Here is a 24337-nt window from a genome sequence, read left to right as displayed (position 1 = left end):
AGTCGTTAAATAATCAAGGGTTAATCCAATCAATACCCAACGAATTGATAAAGGTTTATGTTTCTTCTGTTAAGGGCTAGTTTGTACTGCATTCATACGGTAGGATCAAATTATATTCTTACATCTATCCGATGAAAGATTCATGGGGAAACAACAGGAGTTGTTGAACGAGAGACTTTCTTTGATTAGGGATGGTAAGATAGAATATTTAGATTAAATTCTTTACTACAAATATTAGGTCTTAAGTTTCTATGCCTAACGTAAAAAACCGTCTTTCTATATTTGTGGACGGTAACAATATGTTCTATGCTCAACAAAAAAATGGTTGGTTTTTTGATCCCCGAAGGGTTTTGACCTATTTCAAAACAGAACAAGCGGAGATTACCTTAGTCAATGCGTTTTGGTATACAGGACTCAAAGACCCCCAAGATCAACGAGGTTTCCGAGATGCGTTAATTAGTCTAGGTTATACAGTTCGCACAAAAATTTTAAAAGAATATTATGATGATAGTTCCGGTCGCTATTCTCAAAAAGCTAATTTAGATATTGAAATTGTCGTAGATATGTTTAATACCGTAGACCAATATGATCGGGTTGTCCTCTTTAGTGGAGATGGAGACTTTGAACGGGCAATTGAACTGTTACGATCTAAAAATACTCATATTACTGTTGTTTCTACAGAAGGAATGATTGCCAGAGAACTCCGTAATGCTACGGATCGATATATCGATTTGAACGATATTCGAGACCAAATTGAAAAAACAGATTACTAAAATTAGCGTTTAAATTCCTAAAACCCATGATTGTGAAAATCCATAGGCCATCAGCTATCCGCGCTACTGATATGCTGCCTTCCCCCCAGGGAAGCAACACAGATTCTAATCAAACGCAACGGAAGTTCTTAAACTGTTAACCTCCCAGGTGTAACGGTCAACCTTTAACCTTTACAACAGGATTTGCAATCATGAAATTTCAACCCAACCCCGACCGAATTATTATTTTTGATACCACCTTGCGGGATGGCGAACAATGTCCCGGCGCGACCTTGAATGTCGATGAAAAACTCGTAATTGCCCGACAATTAGCCCGTTTAGGCGTGGATGTGATTGAGGCGGGATTTGCCATTGCCAGTCCGGGGGATTTTGAAGCGGTTTCTCGCATTGCCGAAACGGTTGGCACAGAAGATGGCCCGGTAATTTGTAGTTTAGCCCGGGCTGTGAAAGGGGATATTGAAGCGGCGGCCAAAGCGGTTTCTCCTGCGTTCCATCGCCGAATTCATACCTTTATTGCCACTTCTGATATTCATTTGGAATATAAACTCAAAAAAACCCGATCTGAGGTGTTGGACATTACCTCGGAAATGGTGGCTTATGCCAAATCTTTTGTGGATGATATTGAATTTTCTCCCGAAGATGCGGGACGGTCTGACCCAGAATTTCTCTATCAAGTCTTAGAACGAGCGATCGCAGCCGGAGCCACAACGGTTAATATTCCTGATACGGTGGGTTATACTACTCCAGCCGAATTTGGGGCAATTATAAAAGGCATTAAAGATAATGTCCCCAATATCGACCAAGCAATTATTTCCGTTCATGGCCATAATGATTTGGGTTTAGCTGTTGCCAATTTCTTAGAAGCGGTGAAAAATGGGGCACGTCAGTTGGAATGTACCATTAATGGCATTGGAGAACGGGCTGGAAATGCGGCGTTAGAAGAATTGGTCATGGGGTTACACGTCCGGCGACAATATTTTAACCCGTTCTTGGGTCGTCCCCAGGAGTCGGAAAAGCCCTTAACCAATATTGATACTCGCCAAATCTATAAAACCTCTCGTTTAGTTTCCAATTTGACGGGAATGTTGGTACAACCGAATAAAGCCATTGTGGGGGCTAATGCCTTTGCCCATGAGTCGGGAATTCACCAAGATGGCATCTTGAAGCATAAACGCACCTATGAAATTATGGATGCTCAATCCATTGGGTTGAATGATAACTTGATTGTTTTGGGCAAACATTCCGGGCGTCATGCGTTTCAAACTCGGATGCGGGAGTTGGGATTTGAATTAACCGAAGATGAGGTGAATAAAGCCTTTGTCCGGTTTAAAGAATTGGCTGATAAGAAAAAAGAAATCACTGATTGGGATTTAGAAGCGATTGTTAATGATGAAATTCAACAAACACCAGAATTATTCCATTTGGAATTTGTGCAGGTGTCCTGTGGAAATCAATCGCGTCCCACCGCTACGGTAACAGTCCGCACCCCTGACGGCCAAGAATTAACGGATGCAGCGATTGGTACTGGCCCGGTGGATGCGGTGTATCGGGCAATTAACCGCGTGACGAATGTTTCTAATGAGTTAATTGAGTTCTCAGTACAGTCGGTAACGGCCGGAATTGACGCCATTGGCGAAGTGACAATTCGTTTACGTCATGAAGGTCGGGTCTTTTCCGGTCATGCGGCGAATACCGATATTATTGTCGCCTCGGCTCAAGCTTATTTGAATGCTCTCAATCGCTTGTATGCAGATTGGCAACCCCGAATTAATCCTCAATCTTCAGAAGTTGTCGAAACTTCGGTTAGTTAATTAAAAGGTAGTTGGCGGTTAACGATTAACCGTCAACACTTCGACACTTCGACTGCGCTCAGTACAAGTCAGTGCAAAGCTGTCAACCGATAATCCTGAATCAATATGAATCCAGAACCTTTTGACGAAAAGAAAAGAATTAAACAGGAAATGCTGTTGGAATATGAAGCCGAAACGATGAAAATGAAAAAAGTTTTTGTCGTGATTATGGCAATTTTAAGCTTAATATTAGCTGGGTTAGGATTGTGGATTTATCAGAATTCTCAAAGTGCTAGAACCCCTGTCCCAGAAATCAGGAATTAAGGGTTAGTTGAGTTGTTTTGTTTTAGGTTTCTCTATAGAGTTTTTGAAGAGTTTAAAATTTTGATCCCTTAATTTCCCTTAACTTAACCTTTTTTCCTGAGAAAAGGGCAAGGTTATCCTAAACTCGCTTCCCTGTCCAACTTCAGAATTACAGGTTAAGGTTCCTCCATGTTTATCCACAATAATAGCATAGGTGATTGCTAATCCTAAACCCGTTCCTTGACCCACAGGTTTAGTTGTGAAAAATTGATCAAAACTGCGACGTTGAACTTCAGCAGACATCCCAATCCCATTATCAGCAATATTAATTTTTAATAGATGTTGCTCAGTAACAGATTCAATTTTAATCCGAATTTGAGGGACGAATACATTCAGCGTTTTAGAATGATTTCCTAACATGATCGCTTTACTATCAATCGCATCAATCGCATTATTGAAAACATGAATAAAAACTTGATTGATCTCACTCGCATAACACTCAATGGGAGGTAATTTGTCATAATCATGAATGATTTCAATTTCAGGACGATGGGAAGTCGGTTTAAAGCGATGACTTAATAACATTAATGTACTTTCAATCCCTTCTTTTAAATCTATCTCTTTTAATTGTGCTTCATCAAGTCGAGAAAAAACGCGCAGCGATCGCACTAAATCCCGAATCCGGTTAGCACCTACTTCCATAGAAGATAAAAGTTGAGGAAGATCATCTTTTAAAAAGTCAAAATCAATTTCTTCAGACCAAGCTTTAAGTTCGGGAATATCAGGGGGAAGATACTGTTCATAAAGCTCGATAGTTTTCAATAAATCTTGGACATATTTTTGAGCATGAAAGATATTTCCATAAATAAAATTAATCGGATTATTAATTTCATGAGCTACCCCTCCGACTAACTGACCTAAACTCGACATTTTTTCAGTTTGAATTAACTGAAGCTGCATTTTTCTTAATTGCAAGTGTACATGAATTCGAGCTAATACTTCTTCAGGTTCAATAGGCTTTGTAATATAATCAACTCCTCCCACTTGTAAGCCTTTAACTTTATTTCCCAATTCACTCAAAGCCGTCATAAAAATTACGGGAATATCTTTTGTTTTTGGATTTTCCTTTAACTGACGGCAGGTTTCAAAGCCATCAATTCCCGGCATCATCACATCTAATAAAATTAAATCGGGCAAGTTTTCTTGAAGTTTAACTAAGGCATTTTCTCCACTTTTGGCAATGGAAACTCGGAAGCCAGACTGATTTAAGATATCTAGCAATAATTTAATATTGGTAAGATTATCATCCACAATTAAAATGGAATAGGAATGATGGGAATTTTTCATAATTTTTTAAATAAGGTGGGGTTGAATAAACCGAATAATTTCTTCATCTTCAAACGCTTCAGATAATTGCAGAATATAATCTGCAAAGGCAATATATTGATCATCTAACTCCTTAATTCGATTGGCTTCACTTTGAACTTCTAAAATATAGCCTCCCCTTGCCAAATCGTACAACTGAGTCAGTTCTTCAGGTGGAGGAATCATTAACGAATCAACAGATGGGGATAACCGGGGAGTCACGGTGCTCGTGTCTGAGTTTTCATAAATCCAAATTAAGTTTAACAAGTGTTGGAGTTGATTCAATAAATTTTGTTCTTGAATGGGTTTAGGTAAAAAACCATTACAGCCTGCGTTTAAACATTCTTCTCGATCTGAACTAAATACAGAAGCCGAAGAAGCAATAATTATCAGATCAAAAAATTCTAAATCCGCTCTTAATTGTCGAGTCATTTCTAACCCACCTAAAACAGGCATAGTTAAATCTGTAATTATAAGATCGGGAAACCATTCTTGAACTATTTCTAACCCTTCTTGTCCTTGAGTTGCTTCTCTAACTTCAAATCCGATAGGTTCTAAAAGATTCACAAGAACGGCTCGGTTTTCCCAGCGATCATCGACAATTAATATTTTACGTTTTTCTCCCTGATAACCCACAATTTTTTGTTGAGTTTTAGGAGTTTTGACTAGCTGCTCTTCTGCTTCGGGAAAGTCTACATCAAACCAGAAGCGACTGCCTTTTCCGAGGGTACTTTCAACCTTAATTTTGCCTCCCATCATCTGTACGATTTGATGACTAATAGCTAATCCTAACCCAGTTCCTTCTGCTTTTCGCTGCTGTTCTCCAACTTGTTCAAAGGGTAAAAATATTTTTTCAATTTGTTGAGCAGTCATCCCAATTCCTGTATCTTCAACTTGAAATCGCAGAGTATAAATTTTAGGGGTAAAAGATTGCCCTTCCCCGGATGGAATTTCTGGAGATTCCGATAATACTTGTACAGAGAAAGTCACTGATCCTTCATCCGTAAATTTAATCGCATTTCCTAATAGATTTAACAAAACCTGACGTAACCGTTTTTCATCCCCCTGAATTGCTGAAGGTAACGGTGTTAATTCTAGGTCAATAAATTTTAATTCTTTTTGTTCAGCTTTCAACCGACAAACTTCTCGAATTCCCCATAAACAATATTCTAAATTAAAGTCTACCGGATAAAGTTCTAATTTACGCGCTTCAATTTTAGAAAAATCTAAAATATCATTAATCAGGGTTAACAGATGGGAACCACACTCATAAATAATATGCAGTCCTTGTAAATGTTTAGGACTAAGATTCGGTTCCCGTTGCAAAATTTGAGCATAACCTAAAATTCCGTTTAAGGGAGTCCGTAGTTCATGACTCATATTCGCCAAAAATTCACTTTTCGCTTGATTCGCAGATTCAGCTTCTTCTTTAGCTGTTTGGAGTTGTGTGGTGCGTTCTTCAACTCGTTGTTCTAAGCTTTCATTAGCGATCGCTAAAACTGTAAAAGATTGTTGTAATTGTTGAGCCATTTGGTTAAAAGAATTACCCAAAATCTTAATTTCTTTAATTCCATTAATATTAATTTTTTGTTTAAGATTTCCATTAGCAATTTGCTGGGAAGCATAACTTAGCCAAAGAATTTTTTCAGTAATCCAACGAGAGGTTAACAATCCGAATAAGGTAGCAAGTCCCACAGCAACAATACAAAGAATAATAGTTTTTTGAGTATTAGCATTAATTTGATTCATAAAATCGGATTCAGGAATCACCACCACAATCAACCAATCTAAACCCCATTGATCTTTCCAAGGGGTAATTTTAACAAATTGATGTTGATTATTAATAAAAATCTGAAGAGATTGATCGGTCATAATCGAGTTAACTTGACCGAATTTTTCCGTTAAAGCGTTAAAAGTTTCTCGAATCATGACATCTTGACTGTCCGCCGTATTCAGCCGTTTTGCCACACCCTTCACCATTTTATAAGGCGGTTTTGAGGATGAACTCGCCACCAAAAGCCCATTCCGTTCTAAAATAAATGTTTGTCCAGATTCACTAATTTTTAAGCGTTTTAAAAACTCACTAATTTGGGATAAACGTAAATTTGTAACAAAGACTGCAACTAAATCATTGCGAGTATTATAAAGGGGATAACTCGCAGAAATAGAAATAATATCAGGAAAATTATCCCATTGATAAATCTGGCTCCAAACGGGTTTTCGATCTCTCACAGCATCGGTATATGCCGCTTCACTTCGAGGATTATAATCATCATAGGAAGCCATTAATCGACTTCGATTTCCTTGCTGATCCGTTGCATAAGTATTGGCTTTCCATTGAGTACGCGGAGAAAGTTCATCAATAGTTGCCTTATTCAAATCTAAAAAATATCCGGCTCCTGCATATTCCCCAGTGGGGAGGACATAATAAATATAACCCACATCAAAGGCTTGAATTTGCTTCCAAAAATAATGTCCAACTTGAGAAAATTCTTTAAGATCTAATAATCCTAAGTTAACAGCATCGGCATTAATTTGATTAATTTGATGGGGGGTAGAAAGATAAGTATTTAAGTGTTGTTGAATCCGAGAACTCACTTCATTTTCAATCTGTTGTGCCAGTTCGTTAATCGCTTTTTCTCCATGGCGGAAAGCGAACCAACCGGTTAAACCCACAGCAATTGAAATTTCTAATAAAAAGGGAATAACAAGTACCCAACGGAGGGGAATTCCTTGCCGGATATTCAACCAACGAAACAAGGGGGATAATGATAATATCATAATAGCTTCAGGATGATATCTCTGAGATGAAACTGGGGAATAGACAATCAAGAACAGTCAGCCAACGGAAACATAGAACCCAGATTATTGAGCCACAGTCTAAAAGAAATTCTAGTGTTATAGATGCCTCCATCTGATTTTAATTTATCACTAAAATTAATTTTCTTTAAGGAGAATTTTGCCACTCTGGTGTTAAATTGCGGTAGTTAAATTCCGATGCACCGGGATGACAACTGGTACAATTATTCACCGTCACCGGTTGAGAAAACTCAACACGGGGATGCAGTGCTTTAAAATAACGAGAACGATTGAATCGATAAGGGATAGCTTCTTCCTTAAGCGGAATTGAACGGGAATAGGTTTGGAGATATTTCCACATTAACAACAATGATGGCCCATCTAAGGGTTGAAGCGTCGCACCATAATGTTGTTCATCTTGAATAATTTGTTGCCAGGTTTGGGTGGGAAAGACTTGGGGGGGAATAGGAATATGACAAGTTGAACAAGTGTTGAGATACAGTTCCAATCCTAATTGATATTCGGGTTCTATGCTATCTACACTCGCAATTTGACCAACAGTGAGCCCCGTATCATTTCTCTGTGATGGAGAAGCTGCATTCAGGGATTGTACCATCCCCAAGGCGATGCTGATACACCAGATCCCAACAATCAGAACCGACACCCAGGAAGAAAACCATCCGGTTTGCCTGCGCTGCTGCTGATTTTGCTTTTGACTAAGAAAACCCATAACCAAAACCCATCTACCAACATCACCTGAAATCCTAGCCCAAAGTGACACCTTCTGTCTGAGGATAGGTTGTTAGTTGAGTTTTAAAATCATGCCTTCGCGGGCTACAACCCCATTGGGAAAAACAGCTTGTACCTGAGCTTCAATTTGATCGAGAATATCATCGTTATGGGACGGATCATGTTGATACATCACCACCTGTTTCACCCCAGCTTTTTTAGCGACTTCCACCCCCACTTCCCAAGTTGAATGTCCCCAACCAATTTTAGGAAATTTGTCATTATGATATTCTTCGTTGGTATAGGTGGCATCATAAATGAAAACATCGGCTTCCCTAGCTAGGTGGAGAACATTTTCATCGAAGCGATCTGGAAAATGTTCGGTGTCGGTACAGTAAACAGCCGTGCGCCCTTGCCAAGTGACTCGATATCCGACCGCTACATTAGGATGATTTAAAGGAGCCGTTTCAATCTTAATATCATCCAACGTTAGCACATCCCCCGGTGATAAGTCATAGAACTTCATATCCGACTGCATCACATGAATGGGCACCGGGAAATTCGGGTGAACCATCTGATCACAAAGACGATCTTTAATCGTACTGCCATCTGGGGCGATCGCACCATAGATGTGAAAGCGATTAATGGGGATAAAAGCTGGAACAAAAAACGGAAACCCTTGAATGTGATCCCAATGGGTATGGGAAAAGAATAGATAGGCTTCCACAGGCATCTGTTTGAGCAGATCCAGCCCCAAGACTCTTAAGCCTGTACCCGCATCAAAAATTAAGCGTTTTTCACCCAAGCGCATTTCTACACAGGAGGTATTGCCTCCATATCGAACCGTTTGAGATCCGGGCGTGGGTATACTACCTCTTACCCCCCAGAATCGCACGGAAAAATCGGTCGAAGAGTTCTTGTCCATGGGGGTTGCTTCATCAGAGGACTTTGGGTTCTGGGCTGGCGGATCAGAAACTGGCATCGTTTGTTTTAGCCTTGGACGTAGAACGGTGACTGACCCTACACTAACCTAGGGGTATTGTGTGTAGGCTTCCTGCTTGATTAGGATGAGCCTTAACCCGACAAAGCGAGTTGGGGCTGACCTTTTGCTTTGAAGATCGTGGTGATGCAATCTATACATCCCACTCTCTCCTATAATAGCCCCGTATGACATAGGGAGACACCCTGCACCCCAAGGGGCTTATTCAATTCTGTTTCCCTATCAGCCGTTGCCATCGGACTAAAATACCGAGAGAGTCAATGGGCTGATAGATTCCCTGATTTTTTTTTAGCGAGTTACGGCCAGAGCAGGGCTGCACTCCGGGTCTGTTCAGCCGTGCAGGTAGGTTGACAACCTGTTGAATTTTATCACAGAGGTGAGCGACCCAGTTCATTTCTGTGGCAATCGACAGTTCCGACTGCAATTCAATGGCTGTTGCCTTTACCGATCAGGCGTGAGACACTCGTTGCAGAATAAGCTAAAATCATTTTAGCCCCGAATTTCCACAATTCGATTATTCTCATCGACAAACACGACTCTAGGTTGATGGGTGGTTGCTTCTTCGAGGGAAAATTGTGCATAAGACATGACAATCAAGCGATCGCCCACTACCCCCAAACGAGCCGCCGCTCCATTCAATTCGATCGCACCGGAATCAGCCACGCCCGGAATAACATAGGTGACAAACCGTTCCCCATTGGCAACATTCACGACTTGTACCTGTTCATGAACGAAGATTCCAGCAGCATCGAGTAGGGATTGATCAATGGTGATACTTCCCACATAGTGAACATTAGCTGCGGTTAGAGTACAGTTGTGAATCTTAGCGTATAGTAGTGTTCGGTGCATGGTTGTGAAAGTTGGATTTGTCTCCTATGTCATCCTAGAGGATTAAAGTTGAACGGGAATTAACCTTTGGGTTTTCCAGCTTGAATACACTGCTCAACAAGGGGAGCCACTTGATCAACATCTTGCCAACCTAAAATTTCCGTGACTTTCCGTTCCAGATTTTTATAGGTTCTGAAAAATTCTGCAATTTCTTCGAGGCGATGGGGAGCGATATCTTTAAGGGATTTTACGTCTGCATAGCGGGGGTCGGCGGCGGGAACACAGAGAATTTTTTCATCTCGATCACCACCATCTACCATTTCTAACATCCCAATGGGTCGCGCTGCAATCACACAGCCGGGAAAGGTGGGTTGATCCATAATCACCAACCCATCTAAGGGATCTCCATCATCGGCTAAGGTATTAGGAATAAAGCCATAATCAAACGGATATTGCACCGAAGCAAACAGCACACGATCCAGAGCAAAGGCTTGTAAGTCTTTATCGTATTCGTATTTGTTTTTACTTCCGGCGGGAATCTCAATCAAAACATTAATTAAACCCGGTTTAGGTTGGGGCGGAATTTTTGATAAATCCACGAGTCGTTCTCCAAGCTGTTGCAATAATCAAATCGGGGGCATTCCCCCAATAGCATTCTAAAGGGGATGGGCATTTCCTCCAAGGGGGAGAAGATCACAAGGGGAGTTAATAGCCAATACCCCCTACTTCTGAATTGATGGGTAATTAGGGGGATAAGACGGCCAAGGATTAATTTGGCTGGGAGAATAGCGGGCAATCGCAAGCAAAGGTAGCGTTAAGGTTAACACAGCGATCAAGGTTCCAATGAGGTCTGCCAATCTATCAGTAGATTTTTCACTAGACCTGGCTGGTTGACTATCTGATTCCATAAATAAAAGCTACGACTGCTTGATATTAATTGTTTAAAAATTACAATCTCTAAATTCTAATATAGCACAAACTCAAGGAAAGTGTTTCCTCCTTTGTAGAGAGATTGGGAGAAATTTTTGCTGTTCAAAGCCGAGGATAAATTTCTCTACCTCTCTCAATGCACTCAGAATCGCTCAAGATTTTGGGATTCTGTTATAGGTATCCTGAACCATGTCAAGTAATGTTAACAATTGCTGCCATTGAGCATCTCCAACTTGATGACTGTTTTGAGATTCGATTGTTAAACTCTCTTTTAAACGCTTGAATAAATCATTAACGGACAAGGCTGTTTCTGGAGGAGAATCATCTGCTTCATCGTCATCATGCCCTGAAAGGTCATCTCGTCCTGAATCATCTGAAACTTCCTGAATATCCTGGGCGGTTTCCGCTAAAGTCAACGCCCGTTGAGCAATATTTTCAGGGAGTTTGGGTCGTTCTGCTAAAGCAATTCGAGACAGTTCCAACAACAATTGTCGCACGTCCTCAATCCATTGGCTTTTTTGAGATTGCCAACTCGTATGATGATTGGGTGTGTTGGTGTTTTTTTGCAGAATAGTTTGGGCTTTTTGAGCTAAAGGCAATGCTTGAGTGCTGACACTCTCCGGCAATTTCGGACTATCGGCTAAAGAAGCCCGTGCCACTTCAATTAACAAGTCACGAACTTGCTTAACCCACTGAAGATCGGATAATTGTGAACTAACTCTAGGCATATCTTACTCTCTGATTGTTAATCATAAGAAAAAGTGGGAAGTTTGGAAACGAGTGCGTCTATTGATCTAAAATTTAGTTTATGACGTTCAACTGCATCAGATTAAATCCTATTCAAAAATCTTAACTTTGCAGGTCAAACCCGGACTTTACCCGATGAGATTAGCGTCCATTTTCATGCCTCAGTCTTTGAACAATAGTTGTGCAACACAAAACTTACACAGTCATTTTACCTCATAGAATCCCACCCCCGATTAACGGGTGCTATTTTTCGGTTAAATTCCAAACTCCATCCCAGGTTTCATCCGGGGGTTGTGTGGTTTCATAGAGAATACAGCGATCAACGTGTAATTTAGCCGCTTTATTCTTGGGATCAATTTCTAGCACTGTCAGAAATTCCCGTTTGGCATTTCTCAACGATTCTTTGGCTTTAAGTGCAAATTTTCGTTTAGCTAAATCAATCATTTTCCGCAGTTTCGGTAAAGCCATCTCCGTTGCTTCATTTTCTAACATTTCTTGGGTATTGACATCCGTTGTAAACTGTTTCAGTTTAGCAATGAATAGTTTTTTGGTTTCACGGGGAGTTAATCCCTTAATTTTGTCCGGTAATACCCCTAAAGCTTCTTCAGTGGGCATTTGCTTAAATTCTTCTAGTGCTAACCGTTTGATTGTGTTTTCATCTAACATCTCGGTCAGCTTTTTCAAGGAATTTTTCAACAACATTTGCCCTAATAAATCTTTATCATCATAGGACAGTTTTTTCATCTGAGCTTCGGTGATTTCTTCCAGTTCTTCTAATATTGGTACAATTTCCTCCGCCGTTAATTTTTCCGTTGCCGGTTTGAGGTAATATTCCCGTCCTTGATGATAATGGTCGATGATACTTTGCTGTTTTTCAGAAATCGGTCGAACCAATTTACCTTCCCGAATTCCTACCAATTCATAAATTCTTACGGGTTGACTCTTTCCTTTCACTGTGATGAAATCCAGTTCTCGAACAATCACCCGATCTGCATAATGAGTATAGGTATTCTCACTAATAATAATATCCGTGCCATATTGTTTGCTGGTTCCTTCTAAACGGGAAGCTAAGTTGACCCCATCCCCAATGGAGGTTAATTCCATCCGTTTACTTGATCCAATATTTCCTGATACAACTTCATCAGAATGCAGACCCATGCCAATACTAATGGGCATTAACCCTTGGGCTACTCGACCTTCATTGTATTCCGCTAAACGGTAGCGCATTTCAACAGCGGCTTGCATGGCCATCCAGGGGTGATCTTCTAAGGGGGCTGGAGATCCAAAGACGGCCATTAACGCATCCCCGATATATTTATCGAGGGTTCCTTTATACCCTAATACGGTGTCTACCATCTCCTCAAAATAGGAGTTGAGCATGGTAACAACTTCTTCAGCTTGTAGTTTTTCTGTTAAGGTTGTGTAGCTGCGAATATCACTAAATAAAACCGTTACGTCTTTGCGTTTTCCGCCTAACCCCGTATCGCCACTCGCTAACAGTTGTTCTGCAACTTCTGGGGTCATGTAGCGATACATTAAGTTCTTAACTTCTTTCTCCCCACTAATATCTTCCATGACGACTAACGCCCCACTAACTTTTTCAGGGTTGTTAATATCGGACATGGAATTAATCGATAAATTAATACTCCGAGGTTCTTGAGAAGCACCAGATAATAGAGTTTGATCGGGATAATATTGTTGCCGATCTTTGGAATCTTTCGGGGCTAAAGCTGCATCAAACCATTTGCCAAAATCTCCTTCTTTAATCTGAAGTAAATCTCGAACTGAACGCCCTTGAACGACATCTTCTTCCCGCAGTCCTAAGAGTTCCATTGCACAATCATTCGTGGCAATCATTCGGCCTTCTTTATCCGTAGAAATAACGCCATTACTGAGTGATCGCAAAATATCTTTTTGTCGTTGTTCCTGTTCTTTTACTTTTTGGAATAATTTAGCATTTTGCAGCGCGACCCCCGCTTGAATATTAAACGCCCGCATGAATTCTAAATCATCGTTATTAAAGCTGGCTTTCCATTGTTCCGGGGCTTCCGGCCAATTGGTGGGATCATAAGGCGGAAAATCCCCTTGTTTTTTCTTATTAATTAACTGAGTCACACCAATCAGATGATCATCAGCATTATACACGGGCATACATAACATACTGCACGTCCGATATTTGGTTTTTTGGTCAGTTTGTTTAGACGTTTCAGAGCGAGGATCGTTGTAAAGATCAAAGGGAATTAATAACGGATCGCCACTTTGGGCAACAATTCCAGCAAATCCAGCGTGTTGAGGAATGCGAATTTCAACTAACTTGCCCCCAATGGGAATTTTTGTCCAAAGTTCTCCTTTTTCTTGATCTAATAACCACAATGTACTGCGATCAGCATTCATTAATTCTTTTGCCTGATCCATAACATTTTTTAGGGTTTCTTCTAAGTCTAAACTGCTCTTACTCAGGGCATTAACCGCATTCATTAACGCGGCGGCGGCTCGTTGTCTAACGGTAGCGGCATAGAAGGAACGAGAGGATTCTAAAATTAAGCGAATGGAGGGAACAAATTCTTCAAATATTTTTTCATCATCGGCAGTAAACCCGTCAAAATCTATTTTTTCATCTAAGGGAAGTGAGGGAGCACAATTCAGTTTTAATTTGTTGAGTAACTGCACCACTGCCACCAGTCCATCCTCATCATTTAATAGAGGCATGACCAGCATGGTATAAGTCCGATATCCGTTTTTCTGATCCATTTTCTTGGCCGCAGCAGAACGCGGATCAGCGTAAAAATCGTAAGGAATATTAACAACAGATCGGGTTGTAGCGACTTCTCCGGCAATTCCTGCGGTTGAAGGAATCCTCAATTCTAGGGGTTTTCCTTCTGCTCCTCCAGCTACAATTGACCAGAGTTCATGTTTGTCTTCATCGACTAGCCAAATAGTGGTGCGATCTGCATTGAGCAATTCCCCTATTTTGATGGTAATTGATCGCAACATTTCATTGAGAATTTCCTCAAACCCTTGAGCATCGAGCAGATTATTCAGCATCGATAGGGTTTGATTAACGGTTTTAAGTTTGTCCTCAACTTCTTTAACGACTTGAACAAAATTATCTTTAGTTAAAGGCGCTAAAAAAGAGGAGAAATTTCCACCCTGTTCCTTCGTAACAACTAAACCCCCGCCTTTATCTGATGAAGCAGGTGCTTGTTGAGGGGTTTCACCCCCTCTTGAAGTTTGGGGTTGATTGCCATTTCGATTGGGTTTGGAGTCTTCAACAGCAGGTACATCAATCGTTACATCAACAACTTGTGCTGAAACAACGGTGGATTCTTCCGATACAGAATTGGTTGGGGATGCAGATTTCATAGTCATTTTAAATAAACCAGGGCTAAAACAATACCAAGGAAAAAGTTAATAAAAATTTAAGCTTTGAACTATCAAAAGAAAGTAAGACATACAGAAATACTATTTACCAGTTTACTTTGGATATAGACAACTTGCTCAATTTAATTTCATTTGGGGTGAATGGGGTTTGTGGGACTATTGTTGCATTTAGTATAGATTGCTGTCTGTGTTTTGTTGTACCAATTTTGAAAAAATAGGGCTAGAGGCAATCGGACTCACAGATTTAAGAGGATATCACGGATTTTAATCTGTCAGGACTTACGCAAACACGCTATATATAGTGTGCTTGCGTAGACCGTTGCGATCGCTATTCCTGTGAGTCGTGATTTTTAGGCGATCGCTGGTTGATTTTTTGCGAAGTTGCGATATAAATGTTATGCTTAACGTAACGCATAACACTTGCCTATGCCTCAAAAATATAAAGACAAACGCACAGCCAAATTTGCTGCTGGCGATCGTGTCAAAAAATTTCAGGCATTTGAAAGACAAGCATACAAGCGCCTAGAAATCCTAGAAGCCGCACCTAATAAAGAATCCTTAATAGCTTTGCCAAGTAACCATTTTGAGGCACTAAGTGGAGATAGAAAAGGGCAGTACAGCATCCGCATAAATGATAAATGGCGTATTTGTTTTGAGTGGACAGAAACAGAAAATCGTCCATTTAACATCGAAATTGTCGATTATCACTAAAGGAGAAAACAACTATGGCAAGACCTGCAATTCACCCTGGCGAAATCTTATCTGATGAATTAAAAGAACTGGGAATTAGTGCATCAGAATTAGCGCGATCGCTCCATATACCCACAAATCGGATTACGCAAATTCTCAAAGGGCAAAGAGGTATTACTGCTGACACGGCATTACGTCTAGGACGATGGTTTGGCACGGGTGCAGAACTATGGCTTAATTTGCAAAAAGCTTATGAGTTACGCCTAGCCGAAGAGTTAGCGGGAGAAGAAATTAAAAAGACGATTCAACCTCGTTCATCTATAAACAATCAGCCGTTAGTTAAAGTTTAGATAGATAAATTTTGGGTATGGGGAATGTGATCGCTATAATTAACTCTCCATTTGCATTTCTTTCAAATCTCAATTCGCGGTTGTCTTGACATAGCTGAAAAAACTGCTCATCAGTCATTTCTATTAATGATTTCAAATTGACAGTTAAAGCATTCATAGTCCTATCCTCATATATTATTAGTTACCAATTAATATCTTTATTTGGTCATGATTTTAGAGTTTTTGGTGTCAAAAAGATTCTGACAGCCACTACTATGTTCGCAAATTAATGAGTTTTATGGGTTATGAAAGAGTTTACATCCCCTGTCTCCCTATTTTTTCATCAATGCCGCTTGACTCAAGAGGGACTCGGCGAAGGCGATCGCTTCTTGGGCCGATTCTCCACTGGCCAATTGAGCGAGTTCTTCCCGGCGTTGGGGGGAAGTCAGGGGAGTGACCCGAACAACGGTTCGAGTTTCAGGATCAGTCCCCTCGGAGTTGAGATCACAGTCCGTTTGAATAGTTTCTTTCGTCACTCGAAAATGATGATCTCCCATAGCCGCCACCAGAGGTTGATGGGTAACACAGAGAACTTGATGGCGTTGGCTGAGTTGGTGGAGTTTCTGAGCAATGGCGGTGGCTACTCGTCCCGATACACCGACATCAATTTCATCAAATATTAAGGTTCCTGACCCGGCAATTTGAGAAAAACAAGCTTTCAAAGCCAAAAGAAACCGACTCATTTCTCCCCCGGATGCGATCGCGCCCAAGGGTTGGAGGGGTTCTCCGGGGTTAGGACTAAAGCAAAATTGAATCTGATCCGCCCCTAGGGCTGTGGGGGAAATCGGATGAAGTTCGACCTGGAATTTAACCATTTTCATCGCTAAAGGTTTCAATTCTTTAATTAAATGGGTTTCTAATTGATGGGCTGCTTTTTGACGCAGGCTGGTCAATTGTTGGCAGGTTTCTTTCAGGGTTTGCAGGGTGTGTTGATAAGCTTCTTCAAGAGCTTCAATAGATTGATCTTCATCTTCTAAATCTTTTAATTCGGTTTGAATGCGTTCATAATATTCGATCACATCTCCTAAATTTTGCCCATATTTTCGACAAATTTGTTTCAAATCTCGAATTCGATCTTCGACTTCTTCTAAGCGTTGAGGATCGGATTCTAATTGTTCACCATAACTGCCGATTTGTCGTCCAGCTTCAGTAATTTGAGCCACCGCTTCACTGACAATTTCTAAAATCGGTTGCAGTTGGGAATCATATTCAACTAAATCCGTTAATTTACCTTCAGCTTGGCTCAACAAATCGGCGGCGGCTAACCCACTTTCATTTTGATATAAAGCTTGATAAATTTGATAGCTTTGTTGCTGAAGTTCAACAATATGATTCAGCCGTTGATGTTCTATTTGTAATTGTTCTAATTCATCGGGTGTTGTTAACGTTGCTGCATCTAATTCTCGAATTTGATAGGTTAATAAATCCAATCGTTGTAACCGTTGCTGTTCAAATTGACGGCGTTTTTCTAAAGCATGGCTACAGGTTTGAGCTTGGGTATAGGCAACAGAAACTTCTTTCCGAGCTTTGATTAAAGCTTGACCGCCATAGAGATCTAACCATTCCTGTTGGAGTTCGGGTTGACCTAATTGTAAGGTTTGTCCTTGGGCGGTAATTTCAATTAAGCGATCGCGGAGTTGATCAATTAATTTACGATTTACTAATACTCCATTGACCCGTGATCGACTGCGAAGTTTATCTCCTGAAATCACCACTTCTCGACTACAAACAATTAAGCTACCATCCACTAAATCAATTTCTTGTTCTGTTAACCAATTGAGCCATTTTTTTTCAATCTCGAATGTTGCTTCTACTAAAGATCGAGTAGCCCCCGTCCGAATTGAACGTCGGTCTACTTTCCCCCCTAAAACGGCATCAACCGCATCTAAAATAATGGATTTCCCGGCTCCCGTTTCTCCGGTAAAAACATTCAAGCCTGTTCCTAAATCTAAATCTAAATGATCAATGAGAGCAAAGTTTTCGATTCGCAAGGAAAGCAACATATTAAAACACTAAAATAAACTAAACAAGCTCAAATGAATTTAAAATATACTTCAACTTGAAGAAGATACGGGTAAAATAATCCGGGTGATCAAAGGTTGATTTTCTATTTTTTCTAGTAATAAGTTTCCTCCCATTTTTTCTAACATTTGTTGGCAAATTAAAAGCTGTTGACCCGGAGAAGACGTTAACAGAGAGGGAGCTAGTAAATCGGGATGGGAACCCATTTTTAACTCAATAATCAGTTGCGGGTTAATTTTACCATAATCTGTAATAAAAAGTTCTAATTCATGATCAGTACAAAGGCGACTAACAACCTCAATCATGCCTCCAGGTTCAGAACGGTGACAGGTTGTTAATAAAACTTCATAACAAACCAGTTCTAGTTTAATCCGATCTCCAATGACATTAAAATTCCCTTCTTGTTTGACAATAAATTGGATTTGTTTATTACGAATAATAGCATTCAATCGTTCCCGTACCCATCGTAATAAATTTGTAATCGGAACAATATCATGGTGATGATGAAGTCGCCATTGTTCTTGTTTAATTAAAGAACTGGTAGAAGCCAAAGCATTTCCCATCTGACGTAATAATTGTTGATAACGTAAATGGGAAAGTTGGGTTTTCTGAGGATCAGAACCTTGAAACGGAGAATTATTTAATTCGCTTAATTGTTTCAGTCCTCCGCCTACGGTTCGATATAATTCTTCTAAGCGCCGTTGTTTATACCAATTTAGCCATTGTAATTCTTCATGTTGGGTTTTTAAGGTGTCTTGAATTCGTAAATAGCGCCGTGACCAAGCAAATTGCATGACTAACAAATTTAACATGGTTAAAGAGATATGAGATTCATCATGAATTTGCTCTGGATCAGCAATAATTAAAAGACCTGTCGGCTGATGATTCTTGGCTGTGCGAAGGGCAGTCACTAATATTTTATCAACGGAACTGGTAAACCATTGTCGAGTATAGGCTGATAATTCCTGTACAGGCCACCAAAATAATTCTTCGGTTGATAAAGCGTGTTGAATTAAAGGATCTTTAGCTACCGTAATTAATCGTTCTGTGTTGATTGATAGAGTTGCTTGACGTGCCACACAACTGACAATTTTAGCTTTTTTTGCACCCTCAATCCAGGTTAATAATACAACTAAAGGACTTTGTAATAATTGGGCTATGTCTTGGGTAAATTGTTTTTCTATAGATGGTAATTGGTCTGTTTTTTGTAAGGTTAACCAACAATCCTCTAAAACTTGATTAAAGTCTTCATGAGATTGAATTTGTTGATTAAGTTGCCATTGATGTAAAATCACACTCAATTGTTGGCTAACAATTTTAACTAATTCTTGTTCGGTTCGATCCCAAGTGCGAGGAGATTCATGACCAATTACTAATAATTCTTGGGGAACTTTTTGCTGTTGATTTTTTCCGGTTGTAATATAACCATTAACTGGACACAACATCAGCGATCGCACTCCTGCATCCCGAAGCTGAGTTCGCCAGGATTTTAATTTTTCATCTTCCTCATAATTTTCAACCACTAAGATTTCAGTTTGATTTTTAAAGCGTTGCAAATCTTGATAAGTTAGAGCATTTAAAGGGGAAGGAATTGCCGTTCGATTTAACGTATAATGTTGATAAATAATCTTAAAGTCTTCAGTTTCAGGTTGATATTCTATTAATAAAAACCGCCCTGCATTTAATCGTTGACACAAAAGATTTGCTGTGGTTTTTAGAGAAAACTGCCAATCTTGATCATCCACAATTGCACGGGTAACTTTAGCCGTTAAGGATTGATCGAGTTCAATTTGTCGAATTTTGGCTTCCATTTCGGCTAAGGGTGCAGTTAAGGAAATTAAATGAGCAACCCCTCGCAAAAATTGTTTTTCATTTTCTTGCCAAATCCGAGGATGTTGTCCTTCAACGGCAATAAATCCTAACATTTCTTGATTAAAAACAATGGGAACCGCTAATAAAGATCGGGCGCGAATTTTCTCCATTAATCGTTCCGTTGTATCGGCTCTTAACGAACTATAAGACTCGCCAATAGAGACTAAATGATCGGAAATTAAAGCTTGATAAAATTCCCCTAAATCTTGTACCGTTACCCCAGAAGCAGCTTGTTTCATTAAACTGATACCGGGCATTTTTTGTTGATTACTCGCCCTTCGCCAAAAATACCGTCCTTCTCGATAGTACCAATAAACATTGGTGCGCGTAGGTTCAATAAATTCATGGGTAGTTTCTACGGCTACTTCTAAACAGCGATCTAAGGTATTTAGCGTTCTAAATTGAGTTAACAGTTTAAAGAAAGGTTGATCAGGTCGTTTTGTTTGTTGATACATCCAAGTTGTTTCAATTTGGAATAAAGAAGTGGCTAAGGTTCCTAATACCATTGAAATCAGTTCTTTTTCCATTGAACTCGGAGAAATTCCCCACTCACTTGAGCCTAATAAAGCCACACCAAAACACCGATCTTTGTAGCGCATGGGAAATAAAATTGAACCCTGAATATTAAAAGCTTGGGCTGCTTTTCGCCATTCCCCCGCACGGGTTTCTTCTCTTAAATCAGGAACAACCACAGGTCGCAATTCAATCACAACTTGTTCGAGTAAATCCCCAGGAGATAAAATAAATCTTTGTTTGAGTAACCATGAATCTTCTGTCGGGATAATTCCCCCTTTTCCCAGGAGGCGATGATCTAAGCGATCATATAAACCAATCCAAATTAAACTATAGTTAAACTCGGTTTTGATATAGTCTAAAGTGGTTTCGATTAAAACATCAACATTATCTTCGTCTTGTAGGGTCTGGAGGACACGCCCTAATGTCATGATGGGTTGATCTAATGCGATCGATTCTTCGGATAGACCCATAATAAACTCCCAAACCGTATACTCTAATTTAGGTTTAAAATTAAAAATTTAATGGAGATCTTCAACAAATGCAATCTTCTGGTATGGGGTCAAAAAATGCTTTCCCCGTTGATCTGGTTTCTCATCCCATCTTACCCTTAGTCTTTCACGATTTTGCTCAAAAAATACATTAAATTAAAATTTAACAATCAGGATTTAGGAAATCCCTGAGTTTTAATGTTCTGGACATGATCAGAGGAGACGATCTTGGATATTTACCGTAGCACTGTTAGACCCCTTTTATTCTATGGATTAAAGCTTGACCCCGAATGGGCACATCATCGAGCTTTACAACTCTTGAGTTGGATTGACCAAAATCAGTCTCAGTCTCCGATAAATTGGGTAGAATCTCAACTTAGACCCTCATTTTGTTTACAAGATGTCCGTTTACAGCAGAAATTATGGGGTTTAACGTTTAATAACCCTGTTGGTTTAGCGGCGGGTTTCGATAAGGATGGGGTCGCGGCGGGAATTTGGCAAAGTTTGGGATTTGGATTTACAGAATTAGGGACTGTTACCCTCCATCCGCAACTAGGAAATCCGCAACCTCGATTATTTCGATTAGTTGAAGATCAAGCGGTCTTAAATCGCATGGGATTTAATAATCAAGGGGCGGAAATATTGGCGCAACGGTTACAAGAAAAACGCCAACAACAATTGATGATTCCCGTTGGAATTAATTTAGGAAAATCTAAAATTACTCCCTTAGAAGTCGCCGCAGAAGATTATTTAGGGAGTTTTAAATTGTTAAAGAATTATGGAGATTATTTTGTTGTGAATGTTTCTTCTCCGAATACCCCCGGATTGCGATCACTCCAAGATGCTGAACAATTAAGTAAAATTATAGAGGTTTTAAAAACGGAAAATACAGACAATAAACCGATTTTTATTAAAATTGCACCGGATTTAGAATGGGATGCGATCGCTGATGTTGTTCATTTATCTCAAACCTATAAAATAGCCGGAATTATTGCGACGAATACCACCATAAAACGGGAGGGATTAAACACCCAATGGCTACCCCAAACTGGAAGTTATATTACTGAAGAAGCCGGAGGAATTAGTGGCGCTCCCCTGAAGAAACGGTCTACAGAAGTGATTCGTTGGATTCATCAAAATACCCAAGGACAGTTACCCATTATTGGCGTTGGGGGAATTTTTACCGCCGATGATGCTTGGGAAAAAATCACCGCAGGGGCTTGTTTAATTCAAGTCTATACGGGTTGGGTTTACGAAGGGCCAGGAATGGTTAAAAGAATATTAGAAGGACTCTTACAGAAATTAGATCAATATAAGTTAAAATCTATTTCTGAAGCCGTTGGTTTTAAGCCTTAATCATAGATAGGGAATAGGGAATAGGGAACAGTAAGCTGTTAAAGGTTTTCAGGATTTAGAAATTTCAAACCCCTTTTTGCGTAGTGCTATATCCTAACGCAAAAGAATATTTAAGAATAAATCTGGTGATAAAATTTGTGTCCGATGATAATGTTTTAAGGGTAAAATATGTTGCTTATCCAAAGATACTAAATAATCTGCGCCGATTTCATAAGCAGCAGCTAAAAATATATTATCATCAGGATCAATGTTGTCCAATGTTGTTGCCTGATAAATGCCTTTAACATGAATAGCTGTATAAAAAATTGCTGCTAAGATATCCTTAATATCAGTTTTATCAATATTCTTTTCTAATAATTTACAAACCAATTCTTCTAGAAGTTGAGGTGAAATAGCCAACTTAAATCTACCTTGTTTCCAATATTGAATGATTTGACAAGGCGCGCTATTTCTATTTTTACTCAGGAAAGCTGAGATCCAAACAGATGTATCTAAAATAACTAAAGGTAATTGTTTTACTGCCATTATTATTCAAGATTTTCCTGACATATTTTTGTACAAACTGCATCAAATCTTCCCCAAACTTTATCATAACAATTGTCGGACATTGATAAAACCTCTAACAACGTTTCAGAGATAATTTCTCTCGCTTGTTTTTTCTGGTTTAATTTTTCTATTTCTAAGCCTTGACTGTTTAATTGTAGGCTTAATTGTTGGAGTAACCATTGTTTATCCTCAAGGGATAATTGATTGATTTTTTCGGCAAACTCACGAACTTCTAAAGAGGGCATAGTAACTCACCACAAATAAATATTGATAAATTTCTCCTATTATAGCATTGCTTTGTAGAATTGAAACTTTACTTGAGAAACAAAAGCAAGCAGTATTAACTATTGAAGAAGAAAAAGAATTAGATGGTTATGAAGAATTAGATGATTATTTAAGTTTAGTAAATCGGACAATTCGCGACCTTTATTTAAGTCAAATTTAGTGGGAAGTATTGACAGGTGTTCTCCAATGTTCCTGAAAAAGTAAAGACAAATTAAATAAAATTGGATCAGCTTTAATTTTACTAACTAAATACCGTTGCTGTAAAGATTGTAACCCATTAATTAAGTCTATTGAGGACAAGTCTAAATGTTGTCTTAACTCTTCTCTGGATACAGGTTGATCAAATTTGCTCAATTCTACAACAATTTTCTGTTCAACGGGTGATAATCTGTTAAATAGCTGGTTAAAGTGCGATCGCATTTCTTTAGTAATGACCAAACTATCCTCAGCTAAAAACTCAGCCACATCCCCATCAAAAACATCTTTAATTAAAACAGCAACATCTTTCAAATACATCGGATTTCCTTGATATTGTTCAATCAATTTCAAGCTGCTATCCTCATCTGTTTTTAATCCCATCCCTGACAATATTTCTTCATTCTCTAAACCCGATAATTTTAAAGTTTTTATCGGATATAGTTCTTCATCCAAACAATTCATTTCTGCACATTGTTCTTGACTCATTAAAATTAGATGACTTTGATGTTCTGTTTCTGTGATCAGTTTAAAAAAATTTTGATAATCTTGATAAACACTTTGATATTGTCCAGAAAGTTCACCTGGGGTAAAGATATGATGAACATCATCAAAAATAATCAAACATTTTTTATCCGTAAAAATATCAAATAATTGTTTTAAATTGCCATTTATAGTTGCTTTTAAATCTTGCTCACAAGTATTCAATAAATCATCAATCAATAATTCTAAAGGTTTGGGATATTTTAAACTTTTCCAAATAATCACCTCAAATTTATCTAAATTCAAATCAACCCATCTTTTAACTAAAGTCGTTTTCCCTATTCCAGATAATCCTAAAACTGAAATTAAACGAATATCATGATCTAATATCCAACTATAAAGGGCTTTAAGTTCAGACTCTCTATTATAAAAATTTATTATTTTGGGAGCTAAGTTTAAATCATAGTAGAATAATTGAGATTTTATATCAGTTTCTCGATTATTTTTATTGGGGTTATTTAAAGTTGGTGAACTAAAAGTAAAATTATGATTAGTACCAATACAAATATTTTGTGATGATTCAATATAAACTCTTTCTAATGTAGAACGAAAATTATTTTTTTTAATATCTTCACCCAATGCTTGAGATAAAAGTTCCCATAATTCCGCACCTACATCACTAGCATAATTTTTATTAACATGACACTCATGGGCAATATTATCATAAGTTTGTCTTTCCCAAGTTCCTTCAACAATAGCCCTTTGAACATCATCAAGGTGTTTTCCAGTTTGTTCAAAAACAAGACGATCTACAAATTGTAACACTTCATTTACATCCATCGAATGTATA

The 24337-nt window shown here is 38.9% G+C and carries 21 protein-coding genes; 7 read left to right on the top strand and 14 right to left on the bottom strand.

Going from position 1 to position 24337, the window contains the following annotated elements:
- Nucleotides 1–251 precede the first annotated feature (251 nt).
- The 3 genes from PL9214_RS19355 to PL9214_RS19345 all read left to right on the top strand — a co-directional run bounded on the left by PL9214_RS19355 (nucleotide 252) and on the right by PL9214_RS19345 (nucleotide 2887).
- Nucleotides 252–773: a LabA-like NYN domain-containing protein gene (locus tag PL9214_RS19355; protein ID WP_072720399.1), complete on the top strand. Its 522-nt coding sequence runs from the start codon at nucleotides 252–254 to the stop codon at nucleotides 771–773.
- Nucleotides 774–964: 191 nt separating this feature from the next.
- Nucleotides 965–2584: a 2-isopropylmalate synthase gene (locus PL9214_RS19350; RefSeq protein ID WP_072720398.1), complete on the top strand. Its 1620-nt coding sequence runs from the start codon at nucleotides 965–967 to the stop codon at nucleotides 2582–2584.
- Nucleotides 2585–2689: 105 nt separating this feature from the next.
- The gene (locus tag PL9214_RS19345; protein ID WP_072720397.1) at nucleotides 2690–2887 is read left to right on the top strand and encodes a hypothetical protein; all 198 of its coding nucleotides are present in this window, start codon (nucleotides 2690–2692) and stop codon (nucleotides 2885–2887) included.
- A 78-nt stretch (nucleotides 2888–2965) separates the two neighbouring features.
- Here the strand turns inward: PL9214_RS19345 and PL9214_RS19340 are convergent, their stop codons facing one another.
- The 9 genes from PL9214_RS19340 to PL9214_RS19300 all read right to left on the bottom strand — a co-directional run bounded on the left by PL9214_RS19340 (nucleotide 2966) and on the right by PL9214_RS19300 (nucleotide 14627).
- Entirely contained in the window at nucleotides 2966–4213 is a 1248-nt protein-coding gene (locus PL9214_RS19340; protein WP_072720396.1) for a sensor histidine kinase, read from the bottom strand.
- Between the two features lie 6 nt (nucleotides 4214–4219).
- On the bottom strand, nucleotides 4220–7012 hold the full coding sequence (locus PL9214_RS19335) for a hybrid sensor histidine kinase/response regulator (protein WP_072720395.1): 2793 nt from the start codon (nucleotides 7010–7012) through the stop codon (nucleotides 4220–4222).
- Nucleotides 7013–7178: 166 nt separating this feature from the next.
- Nucleotides 7179–7760: a hypothetical protein gene (locus PL9214_RS19330; RefSeq protein ID WP_072720394.1), complete on the bottom strand. Its 582-nt coding sequence runs from the start codon at nucleotides 7758–7760 to the stop codon at nucleotides 7179–7181.
- A gap of 72 nt (nucleotides 7761–7832) precedes the next feature.
- Entirely contained in the window at nucleotides 7833–8741 is a 909-nt protein-coding gene (locus PL9214_RS19325; RefSeq protein WP_072720393.1) for an MBL fold metallo-hydrolase, read from the bottom strand.
- 507 nt (nucleotides 8742–9248) lie between these two features.
- The gene (gene panD, locus PL9214_RS19320) at nucleotides 9249–9608 is read right to left on the bottom strand and encodes an aspartate 1-decarboxylase (RefSeq protein WP_072720392.1); all 360 of its coding nucleotides are present in this window, start codon (nucleotides 9606–9608) and stop codon (nucleotides 9249–9251) included.
- A gap of 59 nt (nucleotides 9609–9667) precedes the next feature.
- Complete coding sequence (locus PL9214_RS19315; protein WP_072720391.1) at nucleotides 9668–10186, bottom strand: inorganic diphosphatase; 519 nt, start codon at nucleotides 10184–10186, stop codon at nucleotides 9668–9670.
- A gap of 123 nt (nucleotides 10187–10309) precedes the next feature.
- A complete protein-coding gene (locus PL9214_RS19310) occupies nucleotides 10310–10495 on the bottom strand; it encodes a TLTLP motif-containing protein (protein ID WP_072720390.1) in 186 nt (61 codons plus the stop codon).
- A gap of 174 nt (nucleotides 10496–10669) precedes the next feature.
- Nucleotides 10670–11245 (bottom strand): hypothetical protein, encoded by a 576-nt coding sequence (locus PL9214_RS19305; protein ID WP_072720389.1) that lies wholly within the window; start codon nucleotides 11243–11245, stop codon nucleotides 10670–10672.
- Between the two features lie 262 nt (nucleotides 11246–11507).
- Nucleotides 11508–14627, bottom strand: a complete 3120-nt coding sequence (locus PL9214_RS19300; RefSeq protein ID WP_083580092.1) for an adenylate/guanylate cyclase domain-containing protein — start codon at nucleotides 14625–14627, stop codon at nucleotides 11508–11510.
- A gap of 444 nt (nucleotides 14628–15071) precedes the next feature.
- Here PL9214_RS19300 and PL9214_RS19295 point away from each other — a divergent pair, with 444 nt between their 5' ends.
- Entirely contained in the window at nucleotides 15072–15356 is a 285-nt protein-coding gene (locus PL9214_RS19295; RefSeq protein WP_072720388.1) for a type II toxin-antitoxin system RelE/ParE family toxin, read from the top strand.
- 14 nt (nucleotides 15357–15370) lie between these two features.
- Nucleotides 15371–15685 (top strand): HigA family addiction module antitoxin, encoded by a 315-nt coding sequence (locus PL9214_RS19290; RefSeq protein ID WP_072720387.1) that lies wholly within the window; start codon nucleotides 15371–15373, stop codon nucleotides 15683–15685.
- A gap of 311 nt (nucleotides 15686–15996) precedes the next feature.
- On the opposite strand, the gene recN is transcribed toward PL9214_RS19290, so the two are convergent.
- Together recN and PL9214_RS19280 are read right to left on the bottom strand one after the other, a co-directional pair.
- Nucleotides 15997–17727 carry a DNA repair protein RecN gene (recN, locus tag PL9214_RS19285; RefSeq protein WP_072720386.1) on the bottom strand — a complete coding sequence of 577 codons (1731 nt, stop codon included), beginning with the start codon at nucleotides 17725–17727 and terminating at the stop codon, nucleotides 15997–15999.
- Between the two features lie 51 nt (nucleotides 17728–17778).
- Nucleotides 17779–20604, bottom strand: a complete 2826-nt coding sequence (locus tag PL9214_RS19280) for a sensor histidine kinase (RefSeq protein ID WP_072720385.1) — start codon at nucleotides 20602–20604, stop codon at nucleotides 17779–17781.
- Nucleotides 20605–20850: 246 nt separating this feature from the next.
- Here PL9214_RS19280 and PL9214_RS19275 point away from each other — a divergent pair, with 246 nt between their 5' ends.
- Entirely contained in the window at nucleotides 20851–21978 is a 1128-nt protein-coding gene (locus tag PL9214_RS19275; RefSeq protein ID WP_072720384.1) for a quinone-dependent dihydroorotate dehydrogenase, read from the top strand.
- Between the two features lie 93 nt (nucleotides 21979–22071).
- Here PL9214_RS19275 and PL9214_RS19270 read toward each other — a convergent pair whose 3' ends face one another.
- A complete protein-coding gene (locus PL9214_RS19270; RefSeq protein ID WP_072720383.1) occupies nucleotides 22072–22503 on the bottom strand; it encodes a putative toxin-antitoxin system toxin component, PIN family in 432 nt (143 codons plus the stop codon).
- Between the two features lie 2 nt (nucleotides 22504–22505).
- Nucleotides 22506–22769: a hypothetical protein gene (locus PL9214_RS19265; RefSeq protein WP_072720382.1), complete on the bottom strand. Its 264-nt coding sequence runs from the start codon at nucleotides 22767–22769 to the stop codon at nucleotides 22506–22508.
- 47 nt (nucleotides 22770–22816) lie between these two features.
- Between PL9214_RS19265 and PL9214_RS31415 the strand changes: the two genes are divergently transcribed.
- A complete protein-coding gene (locus PL9214_RS31415; protein WP_186440410.1) occupies nucleotides 22817–22969 on the top strand; it encodes a hypothetical protein in 153 nt (50 codons plus the stop codon).
- Here the strand turns inward: PL9214_RS31415 and PL9214_RS19260 are convergent.
- Nucleotides 22966–24327, bottom strand: a complete 1362-nt coding sequence (locus PL9214_RS19260; RefSeq protein ID WP_072720381.1) for a helix-turn-helix domain-containing protein — start codon at nucleotides 24325–24327, stop codon at nucleotides 22966–22968. The genes PL9214_RS31415 and PL9214_RS19260 overlap by 4 nt on opposite strands.
- Nucleotides 24328–24337 lie beyond the last annotated feature (10 nt).

It is taken from the genome of Planktothrix tepida PCC 9214 (assembly GCF_900009145.1).
GTDB lineage: Bacteria > Cyanobacteriota > Cyanobacteriia > Cyanobacteriales > Microcoleaceae > Planktothrix > Planktothrix tepida.
The sequence above is the reverse complement of the archived record's forward strand: the minus strand, read 5'-3'. Positions and strand labels throughout refer to the sequence as shown.

Excerpts from the sequence above, each read along its gene's own strand:
- PL9214_RS19355 (WP_072720399.1), top strand. The coding sequence starts at position 252 with ATGCCTAACGTAAAAAACCGTCTTTCTATATTTGTGGACGGTAACAAT.
- PL9214_RS19350 (WP_072720398.1), top strand. The coding sequence starts at position 965 with ATGAAATTTCAACCCAACCCCGACCGAATTATTATTTTTGATACCACC.
- PL9214_RS19345 (WP_072720397.1), top strand. The coding sequence starts at position 2,690 with ATGAATCCAGAACCTTTTGACGAAAAGAAAAGAATTAAACAGGAAATG.
- PL9214_RS19340 (WP_072720396.1), bottom strand. The coding sequence starts at position 4,213 with ATGAAAAATTCCCATCATTCCTATTCCATTTTAATTGTGGATGATAAT.
- PL9214_RS19335 (WP_072720395.1), bottom strand. The coding sequence starts at position 7,012 with ATGATATTATCATTATCCCCCTTGTTTCGTTGGTTGAATATCCGGCAA.
- PL9214_RS19330 (WP_072720394.1), bottom strand. The coding sequence starts at position 7,760 with ATGGGTTTTCTTAGTCAAAAGCAAAATCAGCAGCAGCGCAGGCAAACC.
- PL9214_RS19325 (WP_072720393.1), bottom strand. The coding sequence starts at position 8,741 with ATGCCAGTTTCTGATCCGCCAGCCCAGAACCCAAAGTCCTCTGATGAA.
- panD (WP_072720392.1), bottom strand. The coding sequence starts at position 9,608 with ATGCACCGAACACTACTATACGCTAAGATTCACAACTGTACTCTAACC.
- PL9214_RS19310 (WP_072720390.1), bottom strand. The coding sequence starts at position 10,495 with ATGGAATCAGATAGTCAACCAGCCAGGTCTAGTGAAAAATCTACTGAT.
- PL9214_RS19305 (WP_072720389.1), bottom strand. The coding sequence starts at position 11,245 with ATGCCTAGAGTTAGTTCACAATTATCCGATCTTCAGTGGGTTAAGCAA.
- PL9214_RS19300 (WP_083580092.1), bottom strand. The coding sequence starts at position 14,627 with ATGAAATCTGCATCCCCAACCAATTCTGTATCGGAAGAATCCACCGTT.
- PL9214_RS19295 (WP_072720388.1), top strand. The coding sequence starts at position 15,072 with ATGCCTCAAAAATATAAAGACAAACGCACAGCCAAATTTGCTGCTGGC.
- PL9214_RS19290 (WP_072720387.1), top strand. The coding sequence starts at position 15,371 with ATGGCAAGACCTGCAATTCACCCTGGCGAAATCTTATCTGATGAATTA.
- recN (WP_072720386.1), bottom strand. The coding sequence starts at position 17,727 with ATGTTGCTTTCCTTGCGAATCGAAAACTTTGCTCTCATTGATCATTTA.
- PL9214_RS19280 (WP_072720385.1), bottom strand. The coding sequence starts at position 20,604 with ATGGGTCTATCCGAAGAATCGATCGCATTAGATCAACCCATCATGACA.
- PL9214_RS19270 (WP_072720383.1), bottom strand. The coding sequence starts at position 22,503 with ATGGCAGTAAAACAATTACCTTTAGTTATTTTAGATACATCTGTTTGG.
- PL9214_RS19265 (WP_072720382.1), bottom strand. The coding sequence starts at position 22,769 with ATGCCCTCTTTAGAAGTTCGTGAGTTTGCCGAAAAAATCAATCAATTA.
- PL9214_RS19260 (WP_072720381.1), bottom strand. The coding sequence starts at position 24,327 with ATGGATGTAAATGAAGTGTTACAATTTGTAGATCGTCTTGTTTTTGAA.